General features: G+C 63.1%; 20 protein-coding genes and 2 tRNA genes. 14 read left to right on the top strand and 8 right to left on the bottom strand.

Annotated features, from left to right (window positions below; all coding sequences use genetic code 11):
- The first annotated feature begins 10 nt into the window (after positions 1–10).
- The 7 genes from CHB90_RS01630 (at position 11) to hisB (ending at position 4,311) form a co-directional block, all read left to right on the top strand.
- The gene (locus CHB90_RS01630; RefSeq protein WP_089276106.1) at positions 11–616 is read left to right on the top strand and encodes a YegJ family protein; all 606 of its coding nucleotides are present in this window, start codon (positions 11–13) and stop codon (positions 614–616) included.
- Positions 585–1,007 carry a VOC family protein gene (locus tag CHB90_RS01625; RefSeq protein ID WP_245823116.1) on the top strand — a complete coding sequence of 141 codons (423 nt, stop codon included), beginning with the start codon at positions 585–587 and terminating at the stop codon, positions 1,005–1,007. Before CHB90_RS01630 ends, CHB90_RS01625 begins: the two co-directional genes overlap by 32 nt.
- Before the next feature lie 101 nt (positions 1,008–1,108).
- Positions 1,109–1,183 (top strand) — tRNA-Gly (locus CHB90_RS01620).
- 68 nt (positions 1,184–1,251) lie between these two features.
- Positions 1,252–1,326: transfer RNA gene (locus CHB90_RS01615), tRNA-Gly, on the top strand.
- 85 nt (positions 1,327–1,411) lie between these two features.
- A complete protein-coding gene (locus CHB90_RS01610) occupies positions 1,412–2,482 on the top strand; it encodes a COG3904 family protein (RefSeq protein WP_089276104.1) in 1,071 nt (356 codons plus the stop codon).
- 90 nt (positions 2,483–2,572) lie between these two features.
- Positions 2,573–3,658, top strand: a complete 1,086-nt coding sequence (locus tag CHB90_RS01605; RefSeq protein ID WP_089276103.1) for a COG3904 family protein — start codon at positions 2,573–2,575, stop codon at positions 3,656–3,658.
- Positions 3,659–3,723: 65 nt separating this feature from the next.
- Positions 3,724–4,311: an imidazoleglycerol-phosphate dehydratase HisB gene (gene hisB / locus CHB90_RS01600; protein ID WP_089276102.1), complete on the top strand. Its 588-nt coding sequence runs from the start codon at positions 3,724–3,726 to the stop codon at positions 4,309–4,311.
- Positions 4,312–4,353: 42 nt separating this feature from the next.
- On the opposite strand, the gene CHB90_RS01595 is transcribed toward hisB, so the two are convergent.
- Entirely contained in the window at positions 4,354–4,845 is a 492-nt protein-coding gene (locus CHB90_RS01595; protein ID WP_141135781.1) for a hypothetical protein, read from the bottom strand.
- Between the two features lie 198 nt (positions 4,846–5,043).
- On the opposite strand from CHB90_RS01595, the gene hisH reads away from it, so the two are divergent.
- On the top strand, positions 5,044–5,679 hold the full coding sequence (gene hisH, locus CHB90_RS01590; RefSeq protein ID WP_089276100.1) for an imidazole glycerol phosphate synthase subunit HisH: 636 nt from the start codon (positions 5,044–5,046) through the stop codon (positions 5,677–5,679).
- A gap of 102 nt (positions 5,680–5,781) precedes the next feature.
- On the opposite strand, the gene CHB90_RS01585 is transcribed toward hisH, so the two are convergent.
- On the bottom strand, positions 5,782–6,174 hold the full coding sequence (locus tag CHB90_RS01585; RefSeq protein ID WP_089276099.1) for a DUF2147 domain-containing protein: 393 nt from the start codon (positions 6,172–6,174) through the stop codon (positions 5,782–5,784).
- Positions 6,175–6,293: 119 nt separating this feature from the next.
- Positions 6,294–6,677, bottom strand: a complete 384-nt coding sequence (locus tag CHB90_RS01580) for a DUF2147 domain-containing protein (RefSeq protein ID WP_089276098.1) — start codon at positions 6,675–6,677, stop codon at positions 6,294–6,296.
- A 134-nt stretch (positions 6,678–6,811) separates the two neighbouring features.
- On the opposite strand from CHB90_RS01580, the gene hisA reads away from it, so the two are divergent.
- Positions 6,812–7,534: a 1-(5-phosphoribosyl)-5-[(5-phosphoribosylamino)methylideneamino]imidazole-4-carboxamide isomerase gene (gene hisA, locus CHB90_RS01575; protein WP_089276097.1), complete on the top strand. Its 723-nt coding sequence runs from the start codon at positions 6,812–6,814 to the stop codon at positions 7,532–7,534.
- A gap of 4 nt (positions 7,535–7,538) precedes the next feature.
- Here hisA and CHB90_RS01570 read toward each other — a convergent pair whose 3' ends face one another.
- Positions 7,539–7,988 (bottom strand): DUF302 domain-containing protein, encoded by a 450-nt coding sequence (locus CHB90_RS01570; RefSeq protein ID WP_089276096.1) that lies wholly within the window; start codon positions 7,986–7,988, stop codon positions 7,539–7,541.
- Between the two features lie 142 nt (positions 7,989–8,130).
- On the opposite strand from CHB90_RS01570, the gene hisF reads away from it, so the two are divergent.
- The 4 genes from hisF (at position 8,131) to CHB90_RS01550 (ending at position 10,916) form a co-directional block, all read left to right on the top strand.
- Positions 8,131–8,889, top strand: coding sequence for an imidazole glycerol phosphate synthase subunit HisF (gene hisF, locus CHB90_RS01565; protein ID WP_089276095.1), 759 nt, complete (start codon positions 8,131–8,133; stop codon positions 8,887–8,889).
- A gap of 123 nt (positions 8,890–9,012) precedes the next feature.
- Positions 9,013–9,318, top strand: a complete 306-nt coding sequence (locus CHB90_RS01560) for a phosphoribosyl-ATP diphosphatase (RefSeq protein ID WP_089276094.1) — start codon at positions 9,013–9,015, stop codon at positions 9,316–9,318.
- Between the two features lie 11 nt (positions 9,319–9,329).
- Positions 9,330–9,863 carry a YcxB family protein gene (locus tag CHB90_RS01555; protein ID WP_089276093.1) on the top strand — a complete coding sequence of 178 codons (534 nt, stop codon included), beginning with the start codon at positions 9,330–9,332 and terminating at the stop codon, positions 9,861–9,863.
- Positions 9,864–9,938: 75 nt separating this feature from the next.
- On the top strand, positions 9,939–10,916 hold the full coding sequence (locus CHB90_RS01550) for a zinc-binding metallopeptidase family protein (RefSeq protein ID WP_089276092.1): 978 nt from the start codon (positions 9,939–9,941) through the stop codon (positions 10,914–10,916).
- 70 nt (positions 10,917–10,986) lie between these two features.
- Here the strand turns inward: CHB90_RS01550 and CHB90_RS01545 are convergent, their stop codons facing one another.
- The 4 genes from CHB90_RS01545 to CHB90_RS01530 all read right to left on the bottom strand — a co-directional run bounded on the left by CHB90_RS01545 (position 10,987) and on the right by CHB90_RS01530 (position 16,217).
- Positions 10,987–11,454 (bottom strand): CoA-binding protein, encoded by a 468-nt coding sequence (locus tag CHB90_RS01545; RefSeq protein WP_089276091.1) that lies wholly within the window; start codon positions 11,452–11,454, stop codon positions 10,987–10,989.
- Positions 11,455–11,641: 187 nt separating this feature from the next.
- Complete coding sequence (locus CHB90_RS01540; RefSeq protein WP_089276182.1) at positions 11,642–12,691, bottom strand: DUF2235 domain-containing protein; 1,050 nt, start codon at positions 12,689–12,691, stop codon at positions 11,642–11,644.
- Positions 12,672–14,969 (bottom strand): xanthine dehydrogenase family protein molybdopterin-binding subunit, encoded by a 2,298-nt coding sequence (locus tag CHB90_RS01535; RefSeq protein WP_089276090.1) that lies wholly within the window; start codon positions 14,967–14,969, stop codon positions 12,672–12,674. The genes CHB90_RS01540 and CHB90_RS01535 overlap by 20 nt, the downstream gene beginning before the upstream one ends.
- A 126-nt stretch (positions 14,970–15,095) precedes the next feature.
- Entirely contained in the window at positions 15,096–16,217 is a 1,122-nt protein-coding gene (locus CHB90_RS01530) for a type III PLP-dependent enzyme (RefSeq protein ID WP_089276089.1), read from the bottom strand.
- A gap of 111 nt (positions 16,218–16,328) precedes the next feature.
- Between CHB90_RS01530 and CHB90_RS01525 the strand changes: the two genes are divergently transcribed.
- Positions 16,329–16,763 carry an Lrp/AsnC family transcriptional regulator gene (locus CHB90_RS01525; RefSeq protein ID WP_089276088.1) on the top strand — a complete coding sequence of 145 codons (435 nt, stop codon included), beginning with the start codon at positions 16,329–16,331 and terminating at the stop codon, positions 16,761–16,763.
- The last annotated feature ends 104 nt before the right edge of the window (positions 16,764–16,867 follow it).

The following is a 16,867-nucleotide window of genomic DNA, read 5'->3' as shown; positions in this document are numbered from 1 at the left end:
GGATTCCCGGATGCTCGTCAAACGTGTCATTGCCGTGCTCTGCGCCCTTGGCGCAGTGGCCACGCTGGCGGTTGGCGAACCCCGCACCGAGGCCGAGGAAGAGGCGCTGGCGCGCATCTACGACCATCCCGGCCCGGTCCATATCATCCCGAACGACGCCCTGCCGCCGGGGCTGTTGCCCACGCTGCATGTGCGCAGTTCCGACCCCGCGATGAACCGCGCCTTTACCCAGGCGCGCGCGTCCTTGCCTGCCGCGTTGGCCGCCACGGAAAAGCGGAACGGTTGGTTCTCGCCCTCGCTGGCGCTGTATATTGCGGTCTTTGTGAACGCGCCCGGCACCCCGATCGAGTTTGTCTGGGTCGACAGCATCCAACGCGATGGCAAGGGCTATCGCGGCAAACTGGCCGGGTCCGCCCGGTTCTTGCAGGACAAACGCCTGCGTGCGCCGATCAGCTTTCTCAATCCGCAGATCGCCGACTGGGCGGTCCAGGCCGAAGACGGGCGCTATTACGGCTATTTCACCACCCGCGCCCGCCTGCCTTCTCTGGATGAACCGCTGGCGGCAAAATTACGCGACCTGCTGGTTGGCAACCCTGTCCCCGCCCTCTGGAAGTGACCCCATTCACCTTGCCCTGATTGCGATCCTTGTGCCGTCGCATGAGGACGGACTGGCGTTCTTTGTCGATCAACTGGGATTCGAGGTGATCGAGGACACCGACATGGGCGGCGGCAAGCGCTGGGTCCGGGTCGCCCCGCGCGGCGCACAAACCCAGTTCCTGCTGGCCTGCGCCGTGGGCGATCAGCGCGCCCATATCGGACAACAGGGCGGCCGGCGCGTCTGGCTGTTCCTGCACACCGATGACTTTGCCCGCGATCATGCCGCCATGTGCGCCGCAGGCGTGACCTTTGCAGAGGCCCCGCGCCATGAGGCCTATGGCACCGTCGTCGTCTTGACCGATCCGTTCGGCAACCGCTGGGACCTGATCGAACCCGCCGCGACGCGCTGACGCGCCGTGCCGCATCCGCGCCATCTATTCCGTCCACAAGCCGCATTTTCCTCTTGCCCCCCCCGACGACAAACGCTAAATCCCCGCTCACCATTTGGCACGCGGGCGTAGCTCAGGGGTAGAGCATAACCTTGCCAAGGTTAGGGTCGGGCGTTCGAATCGCCTCGCCCGCTCCAAATGGCCGGTCTTTCCGGGCGGTTACCCACCGCCCCACCCCAAGGGACCGGGACGACAGGATGGATATGCGGGCGTAGCTCAGGGGTAGAGCATAACCTTGCCAAGGTTAGGGTCGGGCGTTCGAATCGCCTCGCCCGCTCCATCCGCCCTCTTCCCCCTTCTCTTCAGTTTACAGGATGTTGGACGCGGGATAGCGTCATGGGCTCATTCCCACCGGAGTCCGTTTGATGAAAATCCTTTCGCTGGCCGCCGCGCTGACCCTTGCCGCATCCGCCGCGTTGTCTGACCCCATGTGGTTCAAATCCGTCTCCAATGGCGGAAATTGCGCCGATTGCGGCTGGACGATTGCCGAGGGCGAAATAACCAAGGACACCCCGGACATCTTTCGCGCCTTTTTGGCGGAACACCCTTGGGTGCGTGAAATCGTGTTTCATTCACCGGGCGGGAACCTCGGCGCCGCGCTGGAGCTTGGCCGGATCATTCGTGAGAATGAGCTGTCGACCGGGATCGGACGCGCCGAGGGCGGGTCCGGACCGTGGTATGTCATGACCAAAGGCGGGATCTGCAATTCCGCCTGCGCCTTTGCGTTTCTCGCGGGCGGTGCCCGGACTGCCTACGAAGACCCGGACAAGGGTTTCGCTCCGCGCACTGGAACCTTGGGGATGCATCAGTTCTTCACCCCAAATGGGCAAGAGATCCCCACAGCGCAGACGCAGCAAATCATGGGGCAAGTATTGCTGTATGTTCTGGAGATGGGGATCAACGCAGAGATCCTGTCGATCGCCTCCAAGACACCGGCAGATGCGATGCATGTCTTTTCAAGCGGCGAACTTGCGGCACTGGGCATTCTGACGGCTGGCAGCACCTCTCCGGTGCAGTTGCGCGTGGCCGAGGGTGGGCTGTCGCTCTACTGGACAGATATCAGCGAAAGCGGCGCCCCCATCCGCGATGGGCGCCTGAGATGCAGCGAGGCATTGAAAGGTTGGGAGCTTCAGGTTCGCCAATTTGACAACGCGCATGCCTCAACCGGGTTCGATCCGAACGACCCGAAAAACGCGCGCGTGTCGGTTGGGCAGACGTCCGCCCCGCTAACCCCTGACGATATCCTCTTGTTGATCGAAGACGGTGACGACCACCTGTTGACGATCCGCGTCCCGCAGGATCTGCGGGCGTTCCCCGGCCAGACCTTTGGCTTTCACACAAATACACTGCGTAACTTTCAGGACGTTCTGTCAGCCTCTCTGACCTTGCCGGATGCTGACACGATGGATGTGCTGACCCGCGCCTGCGGGGATTGATTGGCTCACTCAGGTCCGCCGCGTGCTGTGGTTTACACGAAGGTCGACGCTGGTTAGCGTCGCCCCTCCAGAGTGTTCAGAGGTATATTGATGAAAATCCTTACCCTTGCCGCGACGGTTGCATTGATGGCCACGGCCGCCATGGCCACGCCCATGCAGTTTCAAAGCCATAACAACGGGAATTGCACCGGCTGTAGCTGGACGTCGGCAGAGGGCGAAATCACCCAAGACACGCCGGATCGTCTTCGGGAATTTCTGGTTCAGAACCCGTATGCACGGGATTTGGTGTTCCACTCCCCCGGCGGCAATCTGGGCGCGGCGCTGGAACTGGGCCGGATCATCCGCGAGAACGACATGTCCACGGGGATCGGGCGCACCGACCCGGCCCACCCGTCCGACTATGGGCCGATGCTGGCCATCGTTGATGGCACCTGCGAATCCGCCTGTGCCTTTGCCTTTCTGGGCGGGACCAGCCGTTCGGCCTATGAAACCGACGAGCACAGCATGGTTCCCCGGACCGGGCGGCTGGGCATGCACCAGTTCTACAGCCTTGACGGCGCAGAGATCCCCACCGCCGCCACGCAGCAGATCATGGGGCAGGTTCTGTTCTACGTGCTGGAGATGGGCATCAACGCCGAACTCTTGTCCATCGCCAGCAGCACGCCCCCGGATGACATGCGTTTCTTGTCGCGCAAGGAACTGGTCGATCTGAAAGTCCTGACGGCCTCATCCGTTTCGACCCCCGATCTGGTGTTGGCCGGTGATGACCTGGCGGTGGAATGGCAGAGGTTCTGGGAAACGGGTGATCTGGAAAAGACCACGCTGCTGTATTGTCGCAGCGATACGCAGGACTGGATGATCCGGACCCGCCAGCATTGGCTGTCCGGAGAGCCGAAAAACGAAACCTACACTGTCCACGCCGGCAATTATGACCTGCCGTTTTTCGTGCAAGGACAGCAGCATCCAATGACCAGCAGCGCCGTGACCCGCTATGAGCGCATCGGCACGGAAAGCTTTCTGGACATGCGGTTGCCCATTGATCCGCGCGATCACCCCGACGCCGAACTACAGATCTACCCGATCAACAACTTGCGCTATCCAGAGTTTCACGCCGCCGAAATACGGCTGCCAGATGCGGCCACTCTGAACGCGCTTGGCCGGGCCTGCCGCCCCTGACCCTGCTGCCCCTTTGACGCCGCCGAGCGCGCGCCTATAAGGGGCCGACCACAAGGGAACACACCATGCGCACCGCCAAAATCACCCGCAAGACAGCCGAGACCGATATCAGCGTCGAATTGACCCTCGACGGCACCGGCGTCTACGACAATCAGACCGGCGTCGGTTTTTTCGATCACATGCTGGACCAGCTGTCGCGCCACGCGCTGATCGACATGACCGTGCGCGCCACGGGAGATCTGCACATCGACGACCACCACACGGTCGAGGACGTGGGCATTGCCATCGGTCAGGCGCTGACGCAGGCCATGGCCGACAAAAAGGGCATCGTGCGGTACGGCTCTTGCCTGTTGCCGATGGACGATGCGCTGGTGCGTGCGGCGCTGGATCTTTCAGCGCGCCCCTTTCTGGTCTGGAACGTGGAGATGCCGTCGCAAAAGATCGGTACTTTCGACACTGAACTGGTGCGGGAGTTCTTTCAGGCGCTCAGCACGCATGGCGGCATCACCCTGCACATCGACATGTTGCACGGGGTGAACAGCCACCACATCGCCGAAGCCGCCTTCAAGGCCGTCGCCCGCGCTCTGCGTGACGCGCTGGAAACCGATCCGCGCAAAGCGGATGCGGTGCCCTCGACCAAGGGCGCGCTTTAGGCCGGACCGGCGGCGTCCGACAGCGGCGCAAGCCTTGCCCTGTCAGTCGTCGCATACGGTCGCGACCAAACCCGCCCGGATCGCGACCAGAGCATCCGCATGCGCGGCCTTTGCATCGTCGAGCAGCGCCGCAGCGCTCATTATATCCACCTGGAACTGCGCGGTGTCCGCGTCTGTGCGGCCACCCGGATTGGCCTTTTTGCCCGCAAAGACCTGCTCAGCGGCGGCGACACTCAAATCATGGACGGACTGCGCCTTTGCCAACGTCAAATCCGCATCGGAAATGGCGGTCTCTGCTTCCAACGTAACGGCCGTGCAAAACGCGGACCGCGCATTCTGCTGTGCCTGTTTGACCGGATCTGATTTCTCAAATGTGCCTGCGGAGGCGCCTGTTAACGACGCCGACACGGCAACGGCCAGACCTGACACATAGCGGACTTTTTGGTATCTGTTCATGGACAGTGCTCCTGATTTCTCGGAAATCCTGAGCCAAAAGGCCCCGTGCCCCACCTGTCTACATGTCTGCTGTCGCACCGGGTATGTTTTTGCGCGCCCCTTCACTGCTTTTTGGCAAGGACTTGATCCGCAATCCTGCCGACGGGGTTAGCGTATAGTGGGATCGCCCGGCAAGACCGGGCCGCAGGCCATGCCACACAGCGATAGACCCAATCCCACCTTGACCTCGCAGCGCAATTGCGCGACGCACGTCTCGTTTCATGCACAGAGGCGGCCATGCTGACAGCGATCATCGACTATGAAAGCGGCAATCTGCATTCCGCCGAAAAGGCGTTTCAGAAGATGGCGGTTGAGACCGGGGCAGGAGAGGTCCGAGTCACCGACGACCCTGACGTTGTCGCCGCCGCCGACCGCATCGTGTTGCCCGGCGACGGGGCCTTTCCCGCCTGTGCCGGCGCGCTGCGCGCCTCGGGCTGTTTTAAGGCCATGGTCGAGGCCGTTGAGACCCGTGGCCGCCCGTTCCTTGGCATCTGCGTCGGCATGCAACTGATGGCGCGCAAGGGGCATGAATACACCGAAACCCCCGGCCTTGGCTGGATCGACGGCGAGGTAGAGCGTATCGCCCCGGCGGATAAATCCCTGAAAGTGCCCCACATGGGCTGGAACGATCTGGTCATCGACCAATCGCATCCGGTGCTGGACGGCATCGCCACCGGCGAACACGCCTATTTCGTACATTCCTACCAGATGCGGGTGGATGATCCGGCGCAGCGCGTAGCCCATGTGGGCTACGGCGGCGATGTCACCGCCATCGTCGCCCATGACACCATGATCGGGTTTCAGTTCCACCCGGAAAAAAGCGCCGCCGCCGGGCTGCGCATGATCGCCAATTTTCTGACGTGGCGACCCTGACGCCGGTCCCCGGTTTGTCTGTGTCAAAACATCCCAAGACTGCGCGGCCCTAGGCCGATGGGGCCATGCTAACCACTGTCGGCAAGGCCCCTCATCTTTGTATCAGTTCACGCGGGTCCAGGTCTGCCCGTCGCATACCAGAGCTTTGCAGCCGGTCACGCGCAGCGTGTTGCCCGACAGCTTTGCCTTGGCGTTCGCCTGGACGTTCAGCAGCGGCACAAAGACGGTCCCGCCGTCATAGTTTCCGCCGTTGGCAGGTTTGAGATCCCAGAACAGCCGCTTGCCGACGTTGGCCGTTTTCACTGCATTGCCCTGCGCGTCAAAGGCCTTGACCACGGTTCCACACAGCGCCGCGCCACAGGCAGCGATCTGAATATGGCTTGTCAGGTTCTTGCGGTCCGGTTCGGTCTTCCAGAGGCCAACTGCCGGATCGGCGAAGGCGGGTGCCGCCAAACTAACGAACACCAGAGGGGCGAGCAGGCGAAAACGGGTCATGGGCAAACATTCCTTTGCACTAGAGTACCAACTCGCAGGCATATGGCCCTGCAAAGTGCAAATTCCAGTGGCTTCAAGCCCGCCCATGAAAATAATTCCGGGCGGGCCAAGCGGGGACTTTACTGCACCCGGCTCCATGTCTGGGCGGAACAGATCAACCCGCCCGCCACGCAGCCGCGCAGTTTGAGGCTGTTGCCGTTCAGGTCCATTTTTCCGATGTAAATCTTGTTGTTGGACGGGCGCCAGACATTGCCCGCGTATTTGCCGCCGCCACTGGGCGCCATGTCGATCACCAGCTTTTTGCCCTTGTTCGACGAATTGTATTCACCCTGCGCGTTGAAAGTGCGCGTGATCACGCCGCACAGCTTGGCCCCGCAGGGGGCCATGGTCACATAAGCATAGCTGCCATCGTCGGTTTCGGTTTTCCACACACCCTCGATCGGGTCGGCGGCGGCCGCCCCTGCGATCATGCTCAGCACCGCTGCAATTCGAAAAATCTTCATCCCTGTCTCCTCCCGTTTCGACAGCTGTGACTGTGACGACTCCGTGACGTAGCGATCAAGCGTGACGCAGGGTCGGCTTGCGTCTGTCGTGGCGTCATAATAAGGCGCGAGAAATTTCTGGAAGGGCAGCCCAAATGATCCTCTACCCTGCGATCGACCTGAAGGACGGCAATGCCGTGCGCCTGCTGCGCGGCGACATGGACAAGGCGACCGTCTTTAACGACGACCCGGCAGCGCAGGCGCTGGAATTTGTCGCCAAGGGCTGTGAGTGGCTGCACCTTGTCGACCTCAACGGCGCTTTTGCCGGTGCGCCGGTGAACGCCGCCGCCGTCGAAGCTATTTTGGCTCAGTGCAAGACCCCCACCCAACTGGGCGGCGGGATCCGCGACATGGCCACCATCGAGATGTGGCTGTCCAAGGGCCTGGCGCGGGTGATCCTTGGCACCGTGGCGGTGGAGCGCCCCGAACTGGTGCGCGAGGCGGCAGCCGCCTTTCCCGGTCAGGTCGCCGTGGGCATCGATGCCAAGGATGGCCGCGTGGCCACCAAGGGCTGGGCCGAGGTGACCAAGGTCGACGCGGTCGACCTTGCGCGCAGCTATGAGGACGCGGGCGTCGCCGCGATCATCTACACCGACATCAACCGCGACGGCGCTATGCAAGGCCCCAACGTCCAGGCGACAGCCGCCATGGCCAATGCCATGACGATCCCGGTCATCGCCTCGGGCGGCGTGTCCTCCATCGCCGACCTCAAGGCGCTGCGCGATTGCGGCGCGCCCCTGAACGGTGCCATTTCCGGCCGCGCGCTGTACGACGGCGCAATCGACCTCAAAGAGGCGCTGGACACCCTCAAGGGCTGAGCGGCTACATGCCCGCCGCTGCCCCGGTCAGCTTTTTCAGCGCGCCCTGCATCATCGCGATATAGGGCGCGTCCTCTGCGATGCCCTCCAGCGCAGTCAGCTCTGCCGGATCGGCATAGGCAAGCCACGTCTGGCCGTCCGCATCGCTGTAGACCAGCACGCGCAGCGGCAGCAGCAATCCTGCCTCTATGTCGTCCTGCATGGCAGGTGTACCCAGCTTGGGATTGCCAAAGATCAACAATTGCGCCGGGGCCAGATCCATGTCGACGCTCATCGCGCCGCCCGCGTGATCGACACGCGCAAAGACCGTGGCCCCTGCCCCTTCGACTGCGGCCTGTAGCGCATCCATGACCTGCGGCACCGGCGCGTCGGCCTTTACCTTCAGGGTCTCGCCCATGACCATGGCCGGAAGTCCGGCCAGAACCACTGCCGCTGCTGTCATCATCTTGCGCATTCTGTCACTCCTTTGAATTGATCTTCGGTGCCAGCCTCGTGCATTGGCGCACCTTTGCCCATGAACAACCCGGTGATCCCGGCGTGAGTTCCAATCCAAACCGCCCCTTCCCAACAGGGACGTTTCGCGCTACGCGATCTTCATGCTCAAGACCCGTATCATCCCTTGCCTCGATGTTGCTGATGGCCGTGTGGTCAAAGGCGTCAACTTTGTAGATCTGCGCGACGCCGGTGACCCGGTGGACGCCGCCCGCGCCTATGACGCCGCTGGCGCGGATGAGATCTGTTTTCTCGACATCCACGCCACCCATGAAAACCGGGGCACCATGTTTGACGTGGTCACCCGCACCGCCGAACAGTGTTTCATCCCGCTGACCGTGGGCGGCGGCGTGCGCACGGTGGCTGATGTCCGCGCCTTGCTGCTGGCGGGCGCCGACAAGGTGTCGTTCAACTCTGCCGCCGTGGCCAATCCGGATGTGGTGGCAGAGGCCGCCGATCAGTTCGGCAGCCAGTGCATCGTCTGCGCCATCGACGCAAAAACAGTACAGCCGGGCCGGTGGGAGATCTTTACCCACGGCGGGCGCAAAACCACCGGCATCGACGCGGTGGAATTCGCCACGATGATCGCCGCCAAGGGCGCAGGGGAAATCCTGCTGACCTCGATGGACCGTGACGGCACCAAGGCGGGGTTCAACCTGCCGCTGACCCGCGCCATCGCGGATGCCGTGGACATTCCGGTGATCGCAAGCGGCGGGGTCGGCACGCTGGACCACCTTGTCGAAGGCGTGACCGAAGGTCATGCCAGCGCCGTTCTGGCCGCGTCGATCTTTCACTTTGGCACCTTCACCGTGGGGCAGGCCAAGGCGCATATGGCCGCCGCAGGTATCCCGGTACGAATCTGAGCGCGCCGCGATGATCCGCAACAGCCCCCCCCCCCCCGCAGGAGGAATGATCCGATGGCACCCGACCTTGGCCCGGCCTGACACCATCCTGACCCGCGACTGCCGCCATTGAAGGACCGCACCATGACCCTCGACGATCTGGAACAGACCATCGCCGCCCGTGCCGCCGCCTCTCCGGACGACAGCTGGACCGCGAAACTGCTCGCCAAGGGGCCAGAGAAATGCGCCGAAAAGTTTGGCGAGGAAGCGGTTGAGGCGATCATCGAGGCGGTCAGGAACGACCGCGAGAAACTGACCTCTGAGGCGGCGGATGTGCTGTTTCACCTGCTGGTGATGCTGAAATCCCGCGATGTGGCATTGTCCGACGTCATGGCCGAACTGGCCCGCCGTCAGGGACAATCCGGCATCGCCGAAAAAGCATCCCGATAGCGGAGACGTCCATGACCGATCTGAGTTTCACCGGCACAGTATCCGGGCTGAACCACGCCCGCATTTGCCGACGTCTGCGCAAAAGACATCAGCCGTGGCTGATGCGCTGGGGCGTTCTGGTGTGTCTTGGCCTCTATATCGTCCTGTTGGTCCTGCTGGTCATCCTCGCCAATCTGACCGCCATACGCCTGCCCGACTGGTCGTCCTATCTGCCGCTGATGGTTCTGTTTGCCGCGCTGATTTGGCTCGTCCGCTGGCGTCGCCGCCATGTCTGGGACTCAGTTCGTGATGCGCCGGTCCGCCGCGCGCCGCAGCAGTTCGACCTGACCCCCGAGGGCCTGCATATTCGCGGCGCCCTGATCGACAGCCTGATCCGCTGGCCTGCCGTCCTGGATGTGATTGAAGACCCCGAAGGGCTTTTGCTGTTGACCGGTCAGATGGAATACGTCGTCATCCCGGCACAGGCCTTCGCGGACACGGACGCGCTGCGCGCGGCAAAAGCCGCCTGCGAGGACTGGATCAAGGCGGCCCGCACCCCCATTTGATCAAAAAACCTGGACGCAAGGCAACCGTAAGGCTCTGCCCTGCGTTGCCCGCAAAACCGCCCTGAAAGGTTCCCGATGCAAATCTTCAAATGTCCGACCTGCGAAACGCCGCTGTATTTCGACAATGACCGCTGCGCCTGCGGGCAGCAGGTCAGTTTCGACCCCGAGGCGCAGATGATGGTTGTCACGTCGGACAGGTGCGCCAACCATGCCGTCATCGGCTGCAACTGGCTGCCCGAGGATGACCCTGAGGCGGAGGGGCTTTGCCGCTCCTGTGTCATGACAGAGGTCGTGCCCGACCTGCGCGAGACCGACAACCAGCCGCTCTGGGCCCGCACCGAAGAGGCGAAACGCTGGATGCTGGCAAACCTGGCTCGCTGGGGCTGGTTTACCAACTCTGACCCCGGCGACCGCCCGGTGTTCCGCTTGTTGTCAGAGGAAACCGCACACGGCGACGCCGAAGTGACCATGGGACATGCCTTTGGCGTCATCACCATCAACGTGACAGAGGCCAACGAGGCATTGCGCGCCGAACGTCAGGACCAATTGGGAGAGTTGTATCGCACCATGCTGGGCCACATGCGCCACGAATGCGCGCATTTCCTGTTTGAACGCCTGTCAAAGGACAAAGGTTTTCTGCACACCTTCCGGCAGTTGATCGGGGATGAACGCGCCGACTATGCCGAGGCGCTGGAACGGCACTATGCCGCCCCGCGTGATCCGGGCGACACCCATGTGACACCCTACGCCACTGCCCACCCGCACGAGGACTGGGCCGAAACTGTTGCGCACCTGCTGCACCTGGTCGACCTTGCCGACAGCGCCGCTGCGGTCGGGCTGGCCTTGCCCGGTGGCCCGGTGCCCGGATATGACGCCTATGCGGACCCCGATACCGATACCGTGCTCAACCACGCCATCCAGTTGTCGATGGCCGTGACCCATGTGAACCGGGCGCTGGAACTGCCGGACCTCTATCCCTTTGTCCTGACGCCGCCGGTGCGCAAGAAGATGGGCTTTACCCATCGCCATTTGCGCGCCCCCTCCGCAGAATAGCTCCTGTCCAGGGACGGCGAGCGGGGCGCCTTTCGCGCGGCACGCGCGATACAGCGTCCGTCCGGCGTCCCTACAGTTTTGAAGAAATGATCCCGGTGTTGAATCCACCCATGCGCAGCTCACCGAACAGGCGCTGGTATTCGATCTTGGGGCAGCGATCCATCACCACATCCACGCCGCGCGCCTCGGCCAGAGCGGCGGCGGCCTCGTTGACCACACCAATCTGCATCCAGATCGTGCCCAGCATCGGGAATGCCTCCAGCGCTTCTTCGACAATCGGCGGCACATGTTCGGGTCGGCGAAAGATATCGACCATGTCGACCTCTTTCGGGCAGTCGGCAAGCGTCGCCCGCACCTCTTGCCCGAACAGGATCTTGCCCGCATGGCCGGGATTGACCGGAATGACCGTGTACCCCTTTAGCGACAGATAACGCGCCACATAATAGCTGGGCCGGACCGGGTTCATCGACACACCCACAACCGCAACCATTTTGGTGCGGGTGAGAATCGCTTTCAGCTTGTTGTCTGAGTACTGCATGTCTCAGCCATAGCCTGCCGTGCGACAAAGAAAAAGCGCCCGGGACAAAGCCCGGGCGCAAGTCACGGAACGAGGGACAGTGAAGGTCTCACGGGGGTTCCGATCCCGTGGTCCTGAACAAGAGATAGGCGATAATGCCACAGTTCCAAGCCCTGTAAAGAAACTGTGAACTATTTTCTTGACGCCCCTATTCCGCCACCTGCGGCGCGGCGGCGGCCTGAATGCGGGCCAGCGTGGGGTGCAGGCTTTCAGAGGGGTCTTGCCCGATGGTGCGCCCGCCGCGCAGGACAAACAGCTTGCCCAGCCCCATCCATGTGCCGACCGAAGGGGCCGCTGCGTCACAGGGAAACCGGGCGCGCCAACCCGTCGGCAGATCGACACCGCAGCCCTCCAGCTTTTCCAGCATCCAGACCAGCGGGATATTGGACAGAGGTCGCGCCGCTTCGAAATGGCCCAACTGCCCGCCGATGTCGCCGTGGGTGCCGCGGAACCAGACCTGTTCCACCTTGCCCGCCCATCCCGGCGGACATACCCACATCACCGGCGCAAAGGCGGCGCGGGTCTCATCATGCGCCAGCGCGTGATAGCCATGGCGGATCGACGGCCCCAAGGCATGCGAATGAAAATCATGCTCCGGTTCGGTCAGCCGCCAGAGCAGCGGCAGGCGTAGGCCCAGCGCCTTGACCGTGTCCCACACGCCGACCATCTCGATCGGCGCGCTTTCATGGCAGGTGCGGGCGGCAAAGGCGCGGGCTGCCTCGCCCTTGGGCGCATATTGGTACAGCCGATAGATCTGGCGGATATTGCGCTCTGTCGCGCTGTCAGCCCGCAGCAGCCCCACCATGTCGATGACCCCGGCAAGTGACCGAGCCGCATAGGCCCCCCGCGAATAGCCCATCAGAAAGATGCGGTCCCCGGCGCGATAGCGCGAAGCAAGATAACCATAGGCGCGCCGGATCTGCCGGTTGATCCCCCGGCCCAGCGCCACATCCGGTGTGGTGCCCCAATCGGTCCACTGCACCCCTGCCTCATAAAACAGAGAGGCGTGGCCCGCCTCACGCAGCAATTGATAGGTCAGCCCGGCGTTGGTTTCCAACCCGGGCGTGAGCGAGGACATGGTGCCGTCAAGGATAATGACATGATCGACCGGCCCGCGCCGTTGCGCATAGGCCGAATGGTCCGCCGCCGGTCTGCGGCGGAACCAGCCGAACAGAGTGTCACTCAGCCGCGATCGCATCGCCTTCCAGCATGGCCCAGACGCGCTGCGGCGTGAAGGGCATGTCCACTTGTCTGATCCCGCGATCCCATACCGCGTCCTGCATTGCGTTCGACACGGCCGCCAGCGCGCCCACGGTCCCTGCCTCGCCACAGCCCTTCATCCCCATGGGGTTGGCGGTGGATGGCACCGGCTCAAAGTCGAACCCGATCATAGGAACACTGTCGGCGCGCGGCATCGCGTAGTCCATGAACGAGGCCGTGAGCAACTGCCCGTCCTCGTCATAAACCACCCGCTCGGTCAGCGCCTGACCGATGCCCTGCACCACCCCGCCATGCACCTGCCCCTCGGCCAGCATTGGGTTGATCAGATTGCCGAAATCATCGACCACGTTGAAACGGTCACAGACCACCTCACCCGTTTCCGGATCAATCTCGACCTCGGCCACATGGCAGCCATTGGGATAGGACCGGCCAGGCAGGGTCGCCGTCTCTTGCCAGCTCAGCAGGTCATCACGCCCCGCCTCACGCGCCATCTGCGCCACCTCCAGCATGGTGGGCGTCACATTCGACCCGTCGGCCCGAAAGGTTTCGTCGTCAAAGCGCACGTCAGCGGCATCCACGCCCAACTCTCCCGCAAGGAATTCAGAGAAGCCCTGCACGATCGAGGCGACCGCCTGCAACGTCACATTGGTCTGCACGGTAACGGACCGCGAGCCGCCGGTGCCGCCACCGCTGGCGATCAGGTCACTGTCGCCCTGCACCACCTCGATCCGGTCCGCCGGGATGCCGGTCTGGTCAGACAGGAATTGCCGGAACACGGTTTCATGCCCCTGTCCGTTCGACTGGGTGCCGACATAGATCTTTGCGCCGCCATCTTCGGTGAATTCCACCTTCACATCCTCATTCGGTGCGCCAAGGATGGACTCGATGTAATAACAAACTCCCAAGCCGCGCAGTTTTCCCGCCGCCTCGGAGGCCGATTTGCGCGCCGCAAAACCGGCCATATCCGCCCGGCGTTCGGCATGGGACATCACGCGGACAAAATCACCCACGTCGTAGTTTTCGCCGGTGACGGTCTTGTAGGGGAACTGATCCGGCTTGATAAAGTTGATGCGGCGCAGTTCCAGCGGGTCCAGACCCAGCTCGCGCGCCGCGCGGTCCATCACCCGCTCCAGCACATAGATCGCCTCGGGGCGCCCGGCGCCGCGGTAGGCGTCCACCTGCACCGTGTTGGTGTAAAACCCTTCGCAGCGATAGTACGCCGTCTTGATGTCATAGGTGCCGGTCAGCACGCGGGCAAACAGGTTCGACTGGATCATCTGGCCAAACTGGCCGTTGTACGCGCCCAGATTGGACCGGGTGTGCAGCCGGTAGCCAGTGATCCGATTGTCCTTGTCAAAGGCCAGTTCGGCCAGCGTCACCAGATCGCGACCGCCATTGTCCGACAGCATCGCCTCTGTCCGGTCCGACATCCAGCGTACCGGGCGGCCGGTTTCGCGCGCCGCAAAGGGCAGCACGAAATATTCCGGATAGGGAAAGCCCTTCATCCCGAACCCGCCACCGACATCGGGGTTGGTGATGCGGATCTGCTCTGGTTCCATGTGGTAGGTGCGGGCCAGTTCGCCTTTCATCCCCCAGACGCCCTGCCCGCCAAAGGCAAGGTGCACGCGCCCGTCCTGCCATTCAGCGTAGGCGCCGCGCGGTTCCATCGAGTTGACGATGATCCGGTTGTCACCGACCTCAAGACCGACAGTCTTTGCCGCCGCCGCAAAGGCGGCGTTGGTCGCCTCCTCATCGCCGATGCCGAAATCAAAGGCGCGGTTGTCCGGGGCCTCGGCGTGCACCGTCTTTTCGCCAGCGGCAATGTCCATGGCCACCGGCAGTTCGTCATAGTCGAATTCGATCAACTCGGCCGCATCGCGCGCCTGCTCCAGCGTTTCGGCAACGACCACGGCCACGGGTTCCCCGACATAGCGCACGCGGTCCTCTGCAAGCACCGGGCGCTTGGGGTTTGCGCCCTGGGTGCCGTCACGGTTTCCGATCAGCGCGGACGCCATGCCGATGTCGATCCCGGCGGCCACCATGTCTGCCGCAGTCACCACCAGATGCACCCCCTCAGCGGCACGCGCATCGCTCACGTCCAGCGTGGTGATCTCTGCATGGGCCACAGGCGACCGGAACACATAAGCGCGCAACGATCCGTCCGGTGCAATATCATCAACATAGCGGCCATGGCCGGTCAAAAACCGGACGTCTTCGACCCGTGTCACCGGCTGGCTCTTGCCGAACTTGTCCATGGGACTCTCCCTCGCGCTGAATGGTGTTGCGCGGGACATTAGTGGTCATGACGCGGGTGTCCAGTGGCGCGGCGCCCTGATCCGTCAGCAATCGCTCGCGCCGGTCAACTTTCATGCCATCGGTGGCTACCGGGCCAGGGTCACAATCCGGCGCGCGCCATAGCCGTTGAACTGCGTCGCAAGCGCCGCCGAATAGGCCCCACAACCGTGGACAAGCAAGTAATCCCCCTCTTCCAGCGCCTCTGGCAACGGCAAGCGATCCGGCAACCGATCAAGACTGTCGCAGGTCGGGCCAAAAACCGTCATGGGGCGGTTTCCCCCTATGCGCGGGTGACCATCGGCCCCAAGGACCGTTAGCCGCGTCGATGGCCCCATGTCGCGCCACTCGCCCAAAGCGCCATACACCCCGTCATTCAGAAAAACCGTAACGCCATCCCGCGCCTTGATCCGAAGCGCCAGATCAAAGGCCTCCGCCACCATGGCGCGCCCCGGCTCACAAACCAGCGCCGGACGCTCCGCGCCAAACCCCGCCGCCACCGCGCCGTCGATGGCGGCAAACAGCGCTGGCAGATCCGGGGCCGGATCCTCACGATGCGCCGGAAATCCGCCACCCACGTTCAGACGATGCAGCCGGATGCCTGCATCGCTGACAATCTGGACCGCCGCCCGGATATAGCTCTGCCAAGCCTGCGCCTCACGGCACTGGGTGCCCGGATGAAAGGTCAGCGAGGGCACGCCGCCGCGCGCCACAACCGCCCGCAACAACGCGCCGGTCGGCTCCGGTCCCGCCCCGAACTTCGACCCGAAATCATACGCCGCCCCGGCAACAGGCAGCTTCAGCCGAACGGCGATTTCCGCGCCCTCCAGCGGCCCCAACTTGTCCAGTTCCGACATCCGGTCAACCGACCACGAAGTGATCCCATACCGCCGCGCCGCCGCGATCTCTGCCTGGGATCGTATCGGGTTGTGGTAATGCAACCGCGCCTGCGGTGCTGCCTTCCGCACCAAGGCCATCTCTTCGGGTGAGGCCACGTCAAAGGCCGCCATCCCCGCCGCCACCAACCCATCCAACACTGCCGAATCCGGATTGGCCTTGACCGCATAAGTCACCTCACCGGGAAAATGCGCCATGAACAGCGCCGCCGTGGCCCGCAATCGCGCCGGATCGAAAAACAAGACCGGCTCGTCAGGACACATGCGCGCCAACCAAAGTGCGGGATCGCGTTGAAATGCCTGCTGCAGCACCATGCTTTTGCCTCCTGTTCGCCTGCTCTCTCAGTCTGAGGCTTGAAACAGTTGATATCACCCGTCAAACTGGTCAAAAGGCATCGACTTACCGAACGAAACGACGAGGCAATCATGCAAATAGACGAAACAGACCGCGCTCTGATCGCAACGCTGGCCGAAAATGCCCGCTTGCCAGTGGCCGATCTGGCACGCCGCCTCGGTCTTGCGCGAACAACCGTTCAAGCCCGGCTGGATCGGCTGGAATCAACAGGTGCCATCTCCGGCTACACCCTGAAACGCGGCCCCGGCCAGCACCCTGCCCTGCGCGCCACCGTGCTGATCTCGGTCGAACCGCGTGCCACCGCTGCGGTGCTGTCGCGCCTCAAATCCCTGACAGCGGTCGAAACAGTGCATACCACCTCTGGCCGGTTCGACATGATCGCCACGCTCAGCGCCAACACAACAGAGTCGCTCGATCAAACGCTGGATACCATAGGTGAGGCCAAAGGCGTCAAAGCCTCGGAAAGCCTGATCCACCTCAGCACGCGGATCGACCGGGGCACCTGAACACCGCCAGCCTGTTCCCCGGAGCCATCTCTCGCTTGATGCCGAAAAGAGGTGGCCGGGGGCGGGCCGCAAGGGGGCGCAGCCCCGCCGTCAGGCGGCTTGCC

Source organism: Antarctobacter heliothermus, assembly GCF_900188425.1.
In the GTDB taxonomy this organism is placed as follows: Bacteria; Pseudomonadota; Alphaproteobacteria; order Rhodobacterales; family Rhodobacteraceae; genus Antarctobacter; species Antarctobacter heliothermus.
Note: the sequence above shows the minus strand (reverse complement) of the source record. Positions and strands in the feature narration are given on the sequence as shown.